The organism is Sharpea azabuensis DSM 18934 (genome assembly GCF_000702165.1).
Classification (GTDB): domain Bacteria; phylum Bacillota_I; class Bacilli_A; order Erysipelotrichales; family Coprobacillaceae; genus Sharpea; species Sharpea azabuensis.
This window is the reverse complement of record NZ_JNKU01000034.1, coordinates 15,730-31,150: the sequence shown is the minus strand read 5'-3', so window position 1 is coordinate 31,150 and position 15,421 is coordinate 15,730. Positions and strand designations below refer to the sequence as shown.

The window sequence follows — 15,421 nt, the reverse complement described above, 5'->3', positions numbered from 1 at the left end:
ATACATACTTCATGGCCATCACCTTGAATCAGGGAGCTACTCCGCTCCTGCACAGCGACAGAGGATTTCAATACACACGCAAGATATTTTCCAGGATGCTTGAGAATGACGGACTGACACAATCCATGTCACGGGTTGGCCACTGTATCGATAACGGGCCAGTAGAATCCTTTCAGGGGTTCATCAAGGATATGGCCAGGGTTCTGTTTGGCAAGGCACATACGTATGAGGAAGCTGCAGAGATCATTTACCGGACATATGAATACTATATCTACAGATATCCACAGAAACGTTTTCATGGGAAGACTGCAAATCAGGTAAGACAGGAAGCTCTGACTGCGGTTACACCGGAACAGTATCCGATTGCACCAAGCAGAAGAATAGAACGATTCTGGGAAGGGATTGAGAAGAGCAAAGCAAAACACCAGGCGCAAGCACAACAATAAAAAAACAAGGCCAAATCTAATTGACCTTGCTTGGTAGTTGTTTTGGATATTTTCACTGTCTACTTGACAGGGGTCATATCACAACCATATCTTTTTAGCTAGAATACTTTTTCTTCAAGAGCTTTAGAACGATATTGCATATTTGCCACCTTATAAACTGTGACAAAAGCATCTTCATCAACCTCATGGATAAAATTCATCAGTTTTCTAAACTCTGCCTTGTCAGTAATACAGACAATCTCATCATGCACATCACCATGATAAGCACCAATACATTTATAGATTGAAGCTCCGGAATGTAATTCATGAAGAATGAAGTGACGAATTTCTTCTATTTTAGGTGATACAATACATACTCTTTTCTTCATCTTCTGATCAAAGATAAAATGATCGAGGACAATACCATTGAGATAAGATCCAAGTAATGAAAGAATGACAGTTTTTGAATCATATGCCAGTAAACTAGAAAAAGAAATCAGAAGACCAGCAATGGATACAGCTTTACCTAATTCAATATGAAAATAAACATTCATGATCTTCGCAATAATATCAATACCACCCGATGAAGCATTCATATTAAAGAGCATGGCTAGCCCGATACTCACTACAAAAATATAGCAAACCACATCCAACAAGGCATCATGGGTAAAGGATGTAAAATGTGGAAAAAGTATTTCAAACATCCCTATAAAGAGAGGAAGAAGAATGGATGTATAAACAGTCTTATAGCCAAACTCTTTACCAACAGTGAAAAAGCCAATTATTAATAAGGTAATATTAAGAATCATTGTAATGGCTGATATAGGTAAATGGACAAATTGTCTGATGACAATGGCAAGACCAGAAACGGATGAAACAGCGGCATGACTAGGAACTAAGAAAAAGAATACAGCTGCACTGATGATCAGTGTGGCAAGCGAAAGTAGTATAAGTTCTTTGAATAATTGTTTGTATTTCATAAATTTCCCCTTTTTTAATGCATGATAGATTATTTTTGATGATTCTACAATAATATATTGTATTTAAAGTAGAAGGAAGTCATTTGTGTTAAAATAGTAGTCATCGGAGGTTTTGATATGAAATATGATTTTACGACGATTATGGATCGTCACAATAAAGATGCTTTAGCTGTTGACGGTCTAGGCTTAAATCCTGGCTTTACACCGGATCGACCAAAAGATGGTTTTGATGTCATTCCAATGTGGGTGGCCGATATGAACTTCCCAACTGTTCCAACTATTACAGAAGCCATCATTGAACGTGCTAAACATCCAGCTTTTGGTTACTTCAGACCGACAAAAGAATATTATCAGTCCATTATTAACTGGCATAAAAATCGTAATGGTGTAACGGATTTAAAGGCAGAATATATTGGCTATGAAAATGGTGTGCTAGGTGGTGTTGTTACAGCTGCCAATATTCTCTGTTCTAAAGGTGATAATATTCTTGTCAACGCACCTACCTATATTGGTTTTACGAATGCCCTTGCCAAAAAGAATGGTTACAATCTTGTGGCTTCAAAACTGATCAAAGATGAAAATAATACCTGGCGTATGGATTATGAAGATATGGAAAGAAAGATTGTGGAAAATCATATTCATACAGCTATTATCTGTTCACCTTATAATCCAGCAGGACGTGTATGGGAACGTGAGGAACTAGAAAAAGTCATCGCTATCTATGAAAAGCATAATGTCTATATTATTTCTGATGAGATTTGGTCAGATCTTATTTTAGAAGGCCATAAACATATTCCAACGCAACAAGTCAATGATTATGCGAAATATCATACAATTGCTTTCTATGCTCCAAGTAAAACATTTAATCTAGCAGGACTTGTTGGCTCATATCATATTGTCTATGATACCTGGTTGAGAGAACGATTGCTGAGAGAAAGTGCAACAAGCTGTTATAATGATATGAATGTACTCAGTATGCATGCTTTGATCGGTGCTTATAAGCAGGAAGGCTATGAATGGCTTGATGAATTAAGACAGGTTCTAACTGCCAATGTGCAATATGCCTATCAACATATTAAAGATCATTATGAAGGTATTGATGTCTCTATGCCTGAAGGGACTTATATGTTGTTTTTAAATTGTCAGGAATATCTAGAAAAGCATCATATGACATTAGAAGAACTTGAGAAAAAAGGCTGGGATGTTGGGGTAGCTTGGCAGGATGGCAAGATGTTTGGTGATCCTTATGGCATTAGAATGAATCTTGCTTTACCACTAAGCCGCATTCAAGAGGCATTTAAACGCCTTGATACCTATGTATTTTGTGAATAAATAAAAATAGCTTCGGGAGCTTCCGAAGCTATTTCTTTTGCCTTTTAATACAAGATTCTCTTTCTAGTAATGTACAAGGAAGAGTTGTGCGTCTTGGGAAAGTGATATTGTTAATAATCATATAATGAATTAAGTTTGCACCTGTTTCTCCCATCTCTAGTGAAGGCGCATGAACTGTAGTTAATGGTGGGTTGGTATAGGATGCATCATCGATATCATCAAAGCCAACAACCGAAATATCTTCAGGTACACGAATATTGTTTTCTTTAAGTGCACGCATAGCCCCAATCGCAATTGGATCACTTGCACAGAAAATTGCATCCGGCAGTTTATTATCATGAATCATATCAATCATCATTGAATAACCGGCTTCACGACTATATTCTCCCTGTTTTATGTAATCAGCACATTCTAAACCACGTAACTTACAAAAATGCTTAAAATAATCAAGACGCTGATCAGGATAGATAGACCCATCACCTAATTTTTCAATACCACCTAAGAAACCAACTTTTTTATTGTTGAGAACATATAGGTAATTCACAACCTCTTTAATGGCATGGAAAAAATCTAGATTAATTGTATTATAAGCAATTAAATCAATATTCATATCAATAAAGACGATTTTAGGATTTATTATATGCAATGCCTCCATCTCTTCATATGAGAATTTACCAATACATATAATTCCATCAACACGATTAAGTTTTGTAAGATAATCCCCATCAGTCTTAAAAATACGAATCATATTAATATCATTTGCAGTACAATATCTTTCAACACCAGTTCTAATCATTAAATAAAAAGGATCATTCGATTCCTGTTCTAGAGAATACCATTGAACAATACCAACTGTAATATCAGCTTTTTTTGCTTTTTTTCTTTTAACATAACCAAGCTCTTTCACAGCTGTATAGATTTTGTTTTTTGTTTCATCGGGCAAGATAAGAGCTGGATCATTATTAAGTAATCTTGATACTGTGGCAGTTGATACACCTGCCTTATTTGCGACATCTTTTAAAGTTGCCATAAGCCACCTCACTACTTGTATTATACAAGATTTTAGAGAAATGAAAAGATAATATTTAGTAAAATTATACTATAAATAGTTCATTTAAATTTACTAAATATATTGACGTTAATTTAGTAAATTATTATACTTGTGTTTGTGGGAGGTTTTTACTGAAATGAACAAATATATAAATCAATTAATCAAATATGCCCTTGAAAATCATTTAATCGATGAAAATGAAGTAAATTATTCAGTAAATTTACTATTAGATATCTTTCATTTAACTGAATTTCAAGAGGAAGAAGTTGCATCTGATAGTCTTTATAATATCTTAGATCACATGTTGGCGTATGCGATTAACCAAAATATCATCGAAGATGGTATTACACAAAAAGATCTCTTTGATACAAGAATTATGAATGCCCTGATGCCTCGCCCGGCAACAGTCCAACAGACATTCAATATGCTTTATAAACAAAATCCAGTCGATGCTACAAACTATTTCTATGATTTAGCCATTAAATCTAACTATATTCGTAAAAATAGGGTCGATCGTAATATTAAATTCACACGCAAGAATCAATATGGACATATAGACATTACCATTAATCTATCAAAGCCAGAAAAAGATCCTAAAGCGATAGCAGCAGCTAAGCTGATCAAGAAGTCTAGCTATCCACAATGTCTTCTTTGTAAGGAGAATGTAGGTTTTGCAGGGACATTAAACCATCCTGCTCGTCAGACACTACGACTCATTGAGCTTAATCTAAGTGGTGATACATATTATATGCAGTATTCACCATATGTGTACTACAATGAACACTGTATCATCCTCAATAAAGATCATGTCCCAATGAAGATTGACCATCATACTTTCTCCCATCTCTTAGACTTCATTACGATTTTCCCTCATTATATGCTTGGCTCAAATGCTGACTTGCCAATTGTTGGTGGATCAATTTTGACCCATGATCATTATCAGGGAGGTCGTTACCACTTCCCAATGGAAGATGCAAAGGTTATTAAGAGTTATACACTGGATGGTGTACAGGTTGATTTGATGTATTGGCCATTATCGACATTACGCCTTACTTCAGCATCAAAAGACAAGATAGTAAAACTTGCCGATAAGATTCTTCTTGAATGGCGAAATTACAGTGATGAAGAAGTTGGCATTCTCGCAAAAACTGATGCACCGCACAACACGATTACACCAATCGCAAGAAGACAGGGTAAACTCTATCAACTAGATTTAGTTCTACGTAATAATCGTACAACAGATGAATACCCTTTAGGTATCTTCCATCCTCATCAGGAACATCATCATATCAAGAAAGAGAATATTGGCTTAATTGAAGTTATGGGTCTTGCGATATTACCAGCACGATTGAAAAAAGAATTAAATGAAATAAAGAGCTGTCTACTCAAACAACATCAGTTTGATGAATTTGAGGATTTAGAAAAACATCGTACTTGGTATAATTATCTTCAGACACTTAATGTTGATGAAAGTAATATTGATGATGTTATTGAAAATGAGGTTGCAAAGAAATTTACTGCTGTCTTAGAGGATGCTGGTGTATTTAAGATGGATGAAAATGGTATCGAGCACTTTATGCGCTTTGTCGAAAGTTTGGAGGAAACATATGATTGAAGTCGTAAAAAGTTATCAGGACGGTAAGAAAATCTTTCGCTTAAAAAATGAAAAAATCAGTGTGGATGTAAGTAATTTTGGTGGGACTATTTTAAGTATTATTGTAAAAGATAAAGAAGGAAAGCAACAAGATGTTGTCCTAGGATATGACCATTTAGAGGATTATGCCCATTATGATGGCTATCTTGGTGCATTAGTTGGTCGTGTTGCCAATCGTATTGCAAAAGGAACATTTACACTCAATGACAAGACATACCAGCTTGCCATCAACAATGGACCTAATTGCCTGCATGGAGGAGTCAAAGGCTTTTCATATCGTGTCTTTGATGATGAAATCAAGAATGACCAGCTCATCCTGCATTATTTCTCACCAGATGGAGAAGAACATTTCCCGGGAAATCTTGATCTTTATGCCACATATACACTGGATGAAGATGCACTTGTCATTAACTACCATGCTACAAGTGACCAGGATACTCTCATCAATATAACTAACCATTCTTACTTCAACCTTAATGGTTGTCCATCATCTATTGATAATCACACCTTACAAGTACAAGCTCAGTATTTCGCATGCAGTGATGAAGACGGTCTTGTCACAGGGGCATTAAGAGATGTTGATCATACACCTTTTGACTTTAGAGAAGAGAAAACCATTGGTTCACAGATTCATCGAGATGATGAACAGCTTACAATTGGTCATGGCTATGACCATCCATTCATTTTCGATACCGAAACAAATCAAGTCAAACTCTATTCACCATTAACAGGTATTGAACTCACAGTCTCAACAACATTACCACAGGCACAACTCTATAGTGCTAACTATCTTGATGGACGCTTAGGCAAAAATGGCAAACCAATGAATGCCCGTGATGCTTTAGCTATCGAAACACAATATATGCCTGATAGTATTCATAAAGAAAGAAATTCAAAAACAATATTAAGAAAGGGAGAAGTCTATGATGAAACAACATCATATCGCTTCAAAGTAAGATCATGAAAGCAACAGAAATAAAAAACTATATCCTTAACCATCAACTTGATGAAGAATTAAAAGAACTCTATGTTGATGAACATCTCTTAGAAAAACAATCTCAACGCTATATCCAAGCACTGGACAAGTTCATTGAACTTTATGGAGATCAAGACGTTCATATCTTTACAACATCCGGAAGAAGTGAAGTGGGTGGTAACCACACAGATCACCAGCATGGTCGTGTTCTTGCCGCAGCACTTAATTTAGATATGATTGGTATTGCCGCTAAAAATGAAGATACAATTAAGATTCTCTCTGATGACTATGATATTAAAGCAATTAACATCAATGATTTAGGAAAGAAAGATGATGAAGCAGGTACTTCTGAAGCACTTATTAGAGGGGTGAGTGCTAAATTGAAAGAACTAGGTTATCAGGTAGGTGGCTTCAGTGCTTATTTGACTTCTGATGTTTTACAAGGTTCTGGTATGAGCTCATCAGCTGCTTTTGAAGATATGATTGGGGTTATTCTAGATGGCCTTTATAATGATATGAAGGTTGACATGGTCACAATTGCGAAGGTTGGCCAGTATGCCGAAAATGTTTACTTTGAAAAGCCATGTGGCTTGATGGACCAGTGTGCATGTGCAGTAGGTGGCCTTATTGCGATTGACTTCAAAGATCCAGCACAGCCTGTTGTCACACCAGTTGATGTGGACTTTGCCTCATTCCGTCATTCATTATGTATCGTTGATGCCAAAGGCTCACATGCCCAGCTTACTCATGAATATGCAGCTATTCCTGAAGAAATGCATGCCGTCGCACAGTATTTTGGCAAGGAATACTTACGTGATGTAGATTTCAATGACTTTATTAGTCATTTAGCGGATGTAAGAGAAGCACTTGATAATGATCGTGCTGTTCTTCGTGCATATCATTTCTTTAAAGAAAATGAACGTGTTCCAAAGCTTGTCAATGCCTTAAACAACAACGACTTTGATAGCTTTAAGAAGTATATTAAAGAGTCAGGTGATTCTTCTTATAAAGCCTTACAGAATGTCTTTGCGGCAAGTGATCCAATTCATCAGTCTGTTGCCTTAGCTCTAGTACATTCAGAAGCCATTTTAGGTGATAAAGGTGTATGTAGAGTTCATGGAGGAGGCTTTGCCGGTACAATGCAGGCATTTGTGGAAGATGACTTTGTTTCAACATATAAACATGAGATTGAAAAGCTCTTTGGTGAAGGAAGCTGTCATGTATTAAAAGTAAGAAAATATGGTGGAAAACAAGTATTATAAGATTAGTGGTGCTATGTGTAGACATAGCACCATTTTTTAAAAATGATTTTCAAATTCTGCAAGTGAGTTGTTGAAATGAAAATGATTACATAAAATAGCATTGTATGAAGGAGGAGATATTCATGAGTTTTCCTAAAGGATTTTTATGGGGCGGTGCAGTAGCTGCCAACCAATGTGAAGGGGCGTACTTAGAAGATGGTAAAGGCTTAAGTGCTGCTGACATGCTTCTTGGTGGTGATGTTCATACACCACGTACTTTCTTTCCATCGATTATTGAAAATAAGTTCTATCCATCCCATCAAGCAATTGATTTCTATCATCATTACAAGGAAGATATTGCCTTATTTGCAGAAATGGGCTTCAAGACATTCAGAACATCTATTAACTGGTCACGTATTTTCCCAAATGGTGATGACCAAGAACCTAATGAAGCAGGTTTAAAATTTTATGAAGATATGTTCACAGAATGTAAGAAGCATGACATTGAGCCATTAGTCACATTATGTCATTATGAGATTCCTTGGAATATCGTTAAGAATTATGAAGGCTTCTATTCTAAAAAGACTATTGATCTTTATGTTCGCTACGCTACAACGGTTATGAAGAGATATAAAGATTTAGTGAAGTACTGGTTGACATTTAATGAAATCAATGGAGCTAGCCAGCCATTTGGTGGCTATATGGGTGTCGGTTTAGTTGCGAAAGAAGATTTGGAAACAACAGAACCCATCCCAACATCCAAATTAAAAGATCAGCCACAAAAAAGATATGAAGCCTTACACAATCAATTCCTGGCCAGTGCCAAGGTTGTCATTGAAGGACATAAGATTAATCCTGATTTTAAGATAGGCTGTATGCTTATTAATATTCCTTGGTATCCTTTGACACCTAATCCTAAAGATGAATTGGCAACACAGGAAATGGATACAATCTTTAATGATTTTTGTGGTGATGTACAGGTATTAGGTCATTATAATCCTATTGGTTTAAAAGCCTTAGAAAGACAAGGTATTGATACATCATATATTACTGAAGAAGACAAAGCTTTACTTAAAGAAGGTACTGTTGATATGTATACATTCTCATATTATATGAGTAACTGTATTACTGTTGAAGAAGGCAGTGAAACAACAGAAGGTAACTTTATTGGCGGTGTCAAGAATCCATATCTAAAGGCTTCAGACTGGGGCTGGCAGATTGATCCACAAGGCTTAAGATACAATCTTAAGAGAGTTGCTTCAAGATATCCTGGTGTCCCTATCATGGTCGTAGAGAATGGCTTAGGAGCTGTGGACAAGGTAGAAGAAGATGGCTCTATTCATGATAACTATCGTATTGATTACCTACGTTCACATATCGAAGAGATGGGCAAAGCTATTGATGAGGGTGTTCCACTAATTGGTTATACAACATGGGGTTGTATCGATGTTGTTTCTGCTAGTACAGGGGAATTCCATAAACGTTATGGCTTTATCTATGTCAATCGTCATGACGATGGCACAGGAGACTTCGCAAGAAGTAGAAAAGATTCTTTCTATTGGTATAAGAAAGTCATTGCATCCAACGGTGAGGATTTAGCTTAATAAAAAGAACACATCCTAAATTATTGGGATGTGTTTTTATATCAATATAAAACTTCCAGATTGTCAAAAAGCTCATTCCATATTCGTTCATTAGTCATGTGTGAATATTCTGCCAAGGATAGATAAGACATCATTGAAGTATTGACAGAGCAATTCATTAAGTTCTTCCGGTGTTTCTTGCATTCCTCTTTCTATCCATTCTTCAATCCATCCACTTACACCATCTGCAAAGAATACTTTTTGATAGGCATCTAAATTAGAGAGTTCTTTTGTCACACCTATCTTTTTGCGTAGAGATTGACGCAAGACGGTGTCTCTTCCAGTTTTATGAAGAACTTCATAAAAATCCTGATGTTTTTTCATGTGGGCAAACAAGCTGGTAAATACATCCCAGGGTTTTGCGGTTGGATTGGCTTCTAGTTCCTTTGCCCATTGTTGGATCAGAAACTGCGCATGGCTTTCAAGTATCTCTTCTTTATTATGGAAATGGCGATAAAAGGAAGCACGACCGACACCTGCTTTTTCACATAAAGAGCGTATAGATATTTCATCAAGAGAAGTGACGTTCAATAATTCAATCAGAGTCTTTGCAAGCTGTTGCTCAACATAATATTCCTTATTTGTTTTATTTTCCATGAGTCATTTCTTTCCTTTCTGTCTCATTAATAGCGAGACACTTGTCTCATAATTAGTGTTATGATAAAGTTTCCAAGAAAGAAAGGCAAGGTATTTATGAAAAAGCATCGTTTTTTAAAATTAATAGGTATTGTTTTATTGACTATTGTTGTTGTGGCAGGAGCATTGACAACTGTCATAGCCATTCATCCACAGTTTGCGATAGGTGTGATTCAGAAGATGATGTATAAGAAAGCTCCTGTGAATACATACTCACCTTTACATAATCCTACAAAGGGAATGACAGAATCAGGCTTATACAAGATTACTGAACGTAAGTATGGAACCAAATACCCTAATAGTTATCTGGATATCATATATCCTTCAAAGAATGTCGAAGAGAAGCATCCAACGTTATTTTATTTTCACGGCGGTGGTTTCTTTGGAGGTAGTAAGAATATGGGAGATCCAATGGCGGCAACTGAGGCGACAGCATTGTTGGATGACTTGTGTGCAGCTGGATTTACTATTGTCAATGTTGATTATGCACTTGTGCCTGATTATCATTTTCCTGTTCCTCTCATTCAGGCTAATCAGGCATTTGCATGGGCAAAAAAACATGCGGATGAATTTCATCTAGATATGGAAAATGTCATTGTTATGGGATCTTCTGCTGGGGCAATTATGGCTTCTCAAATAGGAAGTGTCATTACAAATAAAGATTATGCAAATCTTATTGGTGTAACACCATCTTTATCTCCTAAACAGCTAAAGGGAGTCGTGATAGATGATGCACCACTTGACTATGATCGTTTTCCTTTTGCATGTAAGCTGCTGGTTGGGAATTATATCAATGGTACAACTTTCTTGTCGAAAGAAGAGAAATCCCACTATAACAATATCCTTCATGTGACAGGTGCTTATCCACCATCATTCTTACTTGGAAGTGAATATAGAACGGATATGAATGAAATGCACAATGCACTTAATAAAGTAGGCGTAATAAATGAAATAGCTGATCCCCTTAAAGAAGAAGGAAAGAAGATGCCACATTGCTTCGTCGCTGCAGAGAGGGAGGATTCTACGGCTAAAAAGGCCTTCCTGAGATTAATTGATTTTCTGAAACATACAGCTCTTAATTAATATATGAAATATAAAGATTTGCCAATATACTGGAGAATAACCATATATTATGATATCTATTTTATCACTTTATATAGGTCTAGTTTTCTAGACCTTTTTGAATTCCTGAAAAGATGAAAGTGTTGGAGGAGACAAGAGTGCAATTGATAAGTATAATGGATATATGATTAAAGAAATAGAATATAATCAAGAGGTTCATGATTTAGTATTGGAGGTCTTTGAGGCATGTATTGCCAAGGATTATTCCATGGCAGGACAGGCATATTTTAAGACTGTATTAGAGGAATATGATTATTTGAACAGTCATCATGTATTTTATGGCTTATTTGAGAAAGATAAGCTTGTAGGTGTGATTGGATATCAGGATGATGTCATAACATTCTTTTATGTCCGTAAAGACTTTCAGAAAAAAGGCTATGGCAGGCAGTTAATCGCATATGTCTTAAAGAAGATGAAAGGTGAATATGTCTATGTTGATGCATCTCCCTATGCCTTAGCTATTTATGAACATCTTGGCTTTAAGAAAATGGAGGAAATGAAGACTGTTGATGGGATTAAGACAATATCAATGGTCTATGGAGGAGAAAGATGAATACGTTTATTTGTTATGATAGATGCAGTACATGCAAGAAGGCAGAAAAGTGGCTTATCGCCCATGATATTGCTTATACAAAAAGACCAATTAAAGAAGACAATCCCACAGTTGAAGAACTGAAGGACTTTAAAGAAAGAAGTGGCTTGCCACTTAAGCGTTTCTTCAATACTTCAGGAGCGCTCTATCGTTCACAAAATATCAAAGATAAGCTCAAGAATATGAGTGAAGAAGAACAATTTGCCCTCTTGGCAAGTGATGGTATGATGGTCAAAAGACCTATATTCGTGACTGATCAAGGCGTGCTTGTTGGCTTTAAAGAAGCTGAATGGGAAGAAATGCTTGGTTAGCTTTCAAAAACTGAAAGAAGCTTTGGAAATTCCTGAAATGTCTGACAATAATGTTAGATATTGAAGAAGCTTACTTAGAAGATGGAAAAGGCTTAAATGTGCCTGACATGCTTTTAGGAGCTATTGATGAAGATGGTGTACCACTTATCGGTTATACAACTTGGGGACCAATTGATTTAGTATCAGCAGGCACAGGTGAATATCGTAACCGTTATGACTTTATCCACGTTGATCGTCATGATGATGGTACGGGTGATTTCTCAAGAAAAACAAAAGATTCTTATTATTGGTATAAGAAGGTTATTGCTTCTAACGGTGAAAATTTAGGTTAAAAAGGCAGGAAGAAATTCCTGCTTTTTCTATGAGGGGATATGTATTGAAGTGGATGGATTTGTATAATAAGATAATGCATAGATAGAAAGGGGTGATTGTTGATGATTCTTAATACAGGTAATCGTACGGATATACCGGCATTTTATAGCCAGTGGTTTATGAACCGTATTCATGAAGGCTATGTTCTAAGCCGTAATCCCTATAATGAAGATCTTGTCATACGTTATCGACTATCACCCGATGTGGTTGATCTGATACAGTTTTGTACAAAAAATCCAACACCGATATTACCCTATATTGATGAACTCAAAAGAGACTATCGGATGTACTTCATGGTCACAATAACACCCTATGGCCAAGAAATAGAACCTCATGTTCCTAATAAGAATAGAATCATTGATGCCACAAAATCATTATCAAGAAAACTAGGCAAAGAGAATGTTATATGGCGTTATGATCCAATCTTCATCAACGAGAAATACACCCTTGAATATCATATCCATATCTTTGAAGAAATGTGCAAGAAGCTTAGAGGTTATGTCGATGCATGCATCTTTTCCTATATTGATCTCTACAAGAAGACAATCAAAAACTTCCCAGAAGTTCGGGAAGTGACACGAGAGGAGAAGGAAGTGCTCGCACAAGGCTTCAGTGCTATTGCCACACGTTATAATATCAAGCTTAGAACATGTCTAGAAAATGATCCCTTCCTGAATAAGTACAACATTGATACATCGGGTTGTGCTACGAAGGATAAACTTGAAGAAGCGACAAAACTCCATTTTCATATTCCTAAGACAGATATGATGGCAAGAGCAGGATGTCAATGCCTTCTTGGCAATGATATTGGTGCCTATAATACATGTTTTCATGAATGTCGATACTGTTATGCAAATTATGATAATAAGCTTGTAGAAAAGAATTTAAAACGCCATGATCCGACTTCACCACTTCTTATTGGCCATGTGAAGCCAACAGATATTATTCGTGATGCAAAACAAATCAGTTATATTGACAAACAAACAACTATTTTTGATTTTTAGATGGATTTTAGATATGATGGTGATGAAAGTGAGAATAATATATGAAAGCATTATTTTTTGATATCGATGGCACACTCATCGATCCTAATATTGGTATTATGCATGTACCTGAATCTGTAAAAACTGAACTTCAGCGACTTAAGCATCTTGGCCATAAGCTCTTTATCGCGACAGGTCGTCCAAAGGCAATGTTGAATGAAGATCTACTGAGTCTACCAATGGATGGTTATATTCTCTATAATGGCGGTGTCATTGAAGTTGAGGACAAAGTCATCTATGAAAACAAGATGGATTATGAGCTTGCGAAAGCGACATGTGATATGTTGGAAAAGCTAGGTTCTGACTATATGTTGGAGACAGCACACCATATCTATATCAATCCCTCATTTCATGAACTTTATGATTTCTTTAAAGAATTAGGCATGGAAAAGATGTTTTCGTTAGACTTTGATCGTGATGAAGTCTTACATCGCACAATTAAAGTAGAAGCCAATGTCAAGCATCAGGACTATGATCTTCTAGAACATCATCTTGAACATGATTTTGGCTATATGATTAAGAATGATGAACATGGCAGTGATCATTGTTTTGAATTCTATTCACCAACAATCTCTAAAGCCCTTGCCATCGAAAGAGTCTTGAATTATTACCAGATTCCAAAAAAACAAAGTTATGGCTTTGGTGATGGTGATAATGATATTGAGATGTTTAACTATGTCAAACACTCCATTGCGATGGGCAATGCTTCAGCAGAAGTTATGGCTGCTGCTGATATTACAACTGATACAATCGAAAATGATGGACTCGCAAAAATCTTAAAAGTCCTCATTCCAAGTTAAAACAAAAAGAAGTCTTTCTTGGGAGGAAAAAGACTTCTCATTGTTTGTCGAAATTATTATTTGTCGAAATATTTTAAGGGGAAAATTTATGAACATCAGGGGTTACCTCCTGACACTTAGTATAATAAAGTAGAATTATGAACTGAATGTGTACAAATTTCATAAATAAAATTTTTATGAAAATATATTTAATGAAAGAAGGGTTAACATGTTGTCATTTGAAAATGATTATAGTGAAGGATGTCATCCACAAGTATTAGAAGCTCTCGTGAAGACAAATATGGAACCATTACCTGGTTATGGCAGTGATTCATATAGTGAAGAAGCAAAGAAGAAAATCAAAAAAGTCTTGCATAATGATGATGCAGATATTTATTTTCTAACAGGCGGTACACAAACCAATGAAACCATCATCACATCACTCTTAAAGCCTTATGAAGGTGTTGTCGCAGCTGAAACAGGACATATTGCCGTTCATGAAGCAGGAGCTATCGAAAACCATGGTCATAAGGTCTTAACGATTCCTAGCTATGAGGGCAAGATCAAAGCGAGTGATTTAAATGAATATGTTGCAACATTCTATCATGATGGCAATCATGAACATATGGTCTTTCCTGGCATGGTCTATCTTTCTTTCTCAACTGAATATGGAACACTTTATACACTTGAAGAATTAAAGGAAATCTCTGAAATCTGTAAACAATACAAGATGTCCTTATTTATTGATGGGGCAAGATTGGGTTATGGCTTAATGGCTAAAGAGAATGATGTAGATATAACTGATTTGAGTGCGCTTTGTGATGTCTTTACTATTGGTGGGACAAAAGTCGGGGCACTTTGTGGTGAAGCAGTTGTCTTTACGCATCATAATGCCCCTGTGCACTTCATTCCCATCATTAAGCAACATGGCGCATTGCTTGCCAAAGGCAGACTGACAGGAATCCAGTTCGATGCCCTCTTTACAGATGATCTCTATTTTAAGATTTCTGCCCATGCCATTCATCAAGCCAACAAGCTCAAAAAGCTCTTAAAAGATAAAGGCTATCAGTTCTATCTTGATTCTCCTACAAACCAGCAATTTGTGATTGTGGATAATGATAAATATGCAACCCTTTTAAAAGATGTTCGTGTCTCTTTTATGGAAAAATATGATGAGAGCCATACTGTCATTCGTTTCTGTACATCATGGGCTACAACTGATGAACAGCTTTTGGAATTAGAGAAACTTTTATAAGATATGATT

15 protein-coding genes and 1 pseudogene are annotated in these 15,421 nt (G+C 36.1%); 13 read left to right on the top strand and 3 right to left on the bottom strand.

What is annotated here, in order from left to right:
* Window positions 1-95 precede the first annotated feature (95 nt).
* Window positions 96-446, top strand: a complete 351-nt coding sequence (locus tag T529_RS13785) for a hypothetical protein (protein ID WP_420801848.1) — start codon at window positions 96-98, stop codon at window positions 444-446.
* A 98-nt stretch (window positions 447-544) separates the two neighbouring features.
* On the opposite strand, the gene T529_RS0108140 is transcribed toward T529_RS13785, so the two are convergent.
* Window positions 545-1,405, bottom strand: coding sequence for a YitT family protein (locus T529_RS0108140; RefSeq protein WP_033163125.1), 861 nt, complete (start codon window positions 1,403-1,405; stop codon window positions 545-547).
* 117 nt (window positions 1,406-1,522) lie between these two features.
* Here T529_RS0108140 and T529_RS0108135 point away from each other — a divergent pair, with 117 nt between their 5' ends.
* Window positions 1,523-2,737: a MalY/PatB family protein gene (locus tag T529_RS0108135; RefSeq protein ID WP_033163124.1), complete on the top strand. Its 1,215-nt coding sequence runs from the start codon at window positions 1,523-1,525 to the stop codon at window positions 2,735-2,737.
* 28 nt (window positions 2,738-2,765) lie between these two features.
* On the opposite strand, the gene T529_RS0108130 is transcribed toward T529_RS0108135, so the two are convergent.
* Window positions 2,766-3,767 carry a LacI family DNA-binding transcriptional regulator gene (locus T529_RS0108130; RefSeq protein WP_033163123.1) on the bottom strand — a complete coding sequence of 334 codons (1,002 nt, stop codon included), beginning with the start codon at window positions 3,765-3,767 and terminating at the stop codon, window positions 2,766-2,768.
* A gap of 157 nt (window positions 3,768-3,924) precedes the next feature.
* Between T529_RS0108130 and T529_RS0108125 the strand changes: the two genes are divergently transcribed.
* From T529_RS0108125 to T529_RS0108110, 4 genes are all read left to right on the top strand, one after another.
* On the top strand, window positions 3,925-5,403 hold the full coding sequence (locus T529_RS0108125) for a UDP-glucose--hexose-1-phosphate uridylyltransferase (protein WP_033163122.1): 1,479 nt from the start codon (window positions 3,925-3,927) through the stop codon (window positions 5,401-5,403).
* Window positions 5,396-6,406, top strand: coding sequence for an aldose epimerase family protein (locus T529_RS0108120; protein WP_033163121.1), 1,011 nt, complete (start codon window positions 5,396-5,398; stop codon window positions 6,404-6,406). The genes T529_RS0108125 and T529_RS0108120 overlap by 8 nt, the downstream gene beginning before the upstream one ends.
* Window positions 6,403-7,680 (top strand): galactokinase, encoded by a 1,278-nt coding sequence (locus T529_RS0108115; RefSeq protein WP_156032223.1) that lies wholly within the window; start codon window positions 6,403-6,405, stop codon window positions 7,678-7,680. Before T529_RS0108120 ends, T529_RS0108115 begins: the two co-directional genes overlap by 4 nt.
* 122 nt (window positions 7,681-7,802) lie before the next feature.
* Window positions 7,803-9,263, top strand: a complete 1,461-nt coding sequence (locus T529_RS0108110) for a glycoside hydrolase family 1 protein (protein ID WP_156032221.1) — start codon at window positions 7,803-7,805, stop codon at window positions 9,261-9,263.
* Window positions 9,264-9,353: 90 nt separating this feature from the next.
* On the opposite strand, the gene T529_RS0108105 is transcribed toward T529_RS0108110, so the two are convergent.
* Window positions 9,354-9,899 carry a TetR/AcrR family transcriptional regulator gene (locus T529_RS0108105; protein WP_051646919.1) on the bottom strand — a complete coding sequence of 182 codons (546 nt, stop codon included), beginning with the start codon at window positions 9,897-9,899 and terminating at the stop codon, window positions 9,354-9,356.
* A 96-nt stretch (window positions 9,900-9,995) separates the two neighbouring features.
* Between T529_RS0108105 and T529_RS0108100 the strand changes: the two genes are divergently transcribed.
* From T529_RS0108100 to T529_RS0108070, 7 genes and pseudogenes are all read left to right on the top strand, one after another.
* Window positions 9,996-11,021 carry an alpha/beta hydrolase gene (locus T529_RS0108100; protein WP_033163126.1) on the top strand — a complete coding sequence of 342 codons (1,026 nt, stop codon included), beginning with the start codon at window positions 9,996-9,998 and terminating at the stop codon, window positions 11,019-11,021.
* Between the two features lie 163 nt (window positions 11,022-11,184).
* On the top strand, window positions 11,185-11,613 hold the full coding sequence (locus T529_RS0108095; protein WP_033163118.1) for a GNAT family N-acetyltransferase: 429 nt from the start codon (window positions 11,185-11,187) through the stop codon (window positions 11,611-11,613).
* Window positions 11,610-11,963 (top strand): arsenate reductase family protein, encoded by a 354-nt coding sequence (locus tag T529_RS0108090; RefSeq protein ID WP_033163117.1) that lies wholly within the window; start codon window positions 11,610-11,612, stop codon window positions 11,961-11,963. Before T529_RS0108095 ends, T529_RS0108090 begins: the two co-directional genes overlap by 4 nt.
* A gap of 128 nt (window positions 11,964-12,091) precedes the next feature.
* A pseudogene (locus tag T529_RS0108085) lies at window positions 12,092-12,295 on the top strand (family 1 glycosylhydrolase); the annotation flags it as partial.
* A gap of 102 nt (window positions 12,296-12,397) precedes the next feature.
* Window positions 12,398-13,339 carry a DUF1848 domain-containing protein gene (locus T529_RS0108080; protein ID WP_033163115.1) on the top strand — a complete coding sequence of 314 codons (942 nt, stop codon included), beginning with the start codon at window positions 12,398-12,400 and terminating at the stop codon, window positions 13,337-13,339.
* A gap of 41 nt (window positions 13,340-13,380) precedes the next feature.
* Window positions 13,381-14,178, top strand: a complete 798-nt coding sequence (locus T529_RS0108075) for a Cof-type HAD-IIB family hydrolase (protein ID WP_033163114.1) — start codon at window positions 13,381-13,383, stop codon at window positions 14,176-14,178.
* Window positions 14,179-14,386: 208 nt separating this feature from the next.
* Window positions 14,387-15,412, top strand: a complete 1,026-nt coding sequence (locus tag T529_RS0108070; RefSeq protein ID WP_033163113.1) for a threonine aldolase family protein — start codon at window positions 14,387-14,389, stop codon at window positions 15,410-15,412.
* Window positions 15,413-15,421 lie beyond the last annotated feature (9 nt).

Bases quoted from the DNA above. Each gene is read 5' to 3' on its own strand.
- T529_RS13785 (WP_420801848.1), top strand. From the start codon at position 96: ATGCTTGAGAATGACGGACTGACACAATCCATGTCACGGGTTGGCCAC.
- T529_RS0108140 (WP_033163125.1), bottom strand. From the start codon at position 1,405: ATGAAATACAAACAATTATTCAAAGAACTTATACTACTTTCGCTTGCC.
- T529_RS0108135 (WP_033163124.1), top strand. From the start codon at position 1,523: ATGAAATATGATTTTACGACGATTATGGATCGTCACAATAAAGATGCT.
- T529_RS0108130 (WP_033163123.1), bottom strand. From the start codon at position 3,767: ATGGCAACTTTAAAAGATGTCGCAAATAAGGCAGGTGTATCAACTGCC.
- T529_RS0108125 (WP_033163122.1), top strand. From the start codon at position 3,925: ATGAACAAATATATAAATCAATTAATCAAATATGCCCTTGAAAATCAT.
- T529_RS0108120 (WP_033163121.1), top strand. From the start codon at position 5,396: ATGATTGAAGTCGTAAAAAGTTATCAGGACGGTAAGAAAATCTTTCGC.
- T529_RS0108115 (WP_156032223.1), top strand. From the start codon at position 6,403: ATGAAAGCAACAGAAATAAAAAACTATATCCTTAACCATCAACTTGAT.
- T529_RS0108110 (WP_156032221.1), top strand. From the start codon at position 7,803: ATGAGTTTTCCTAAAGGATTTTTATGGGGCGGTGCAGTAGCTGCCAAC.
- T529_RS0108105 (WP_051646919.1), bottom strand. From the start codon at position 9,899: ATGGAAAATAAAACAAATAAGGAATATTATGTTGAGCAACAGCTTGCA.
- T529_RS0108100 (WP_033163126.1), top strand. From the start codon at position 9,996: ATGAAAAAGCATCGTTTTTTAAAATTAATAGGTATTGTTTTATTGACT.
- T529_RS0108095 (WP_033163118.1), top strand. From the start codon at position 11,185: ATGATTAAAGAAATAGAATATAATCAAGAGGTTCATGATTTAGTATTG.
- T529_RS0108090 (WP_033163117.1), top strand. From the start codon at position 11,610: ATGAATACGTTTATTTGTTATGATAGATGCAGTACATGCAAGAAGGCA.
- T529_RS0108080 (WP_033163115.1), top strand. From the start codon at position 12,398: ATGATTCTTAATACAGGTAATCGTACGGATATACCGGCATTTTATAGC.
- T529_RS0108075 (WP_033163114.1), top strand. From the start codon at position 13,381: ATGAAAGCATTATTTTTTGATATCGATGGCACACTCATCGATCCTAAT.
- T529_RS0108070 (WP_033163113.1), top strand. From the start codon at position 14,387: ATGTTGTCATTTGAAAATGATTATAGTGAAGGATGTCATCCACAAGTA.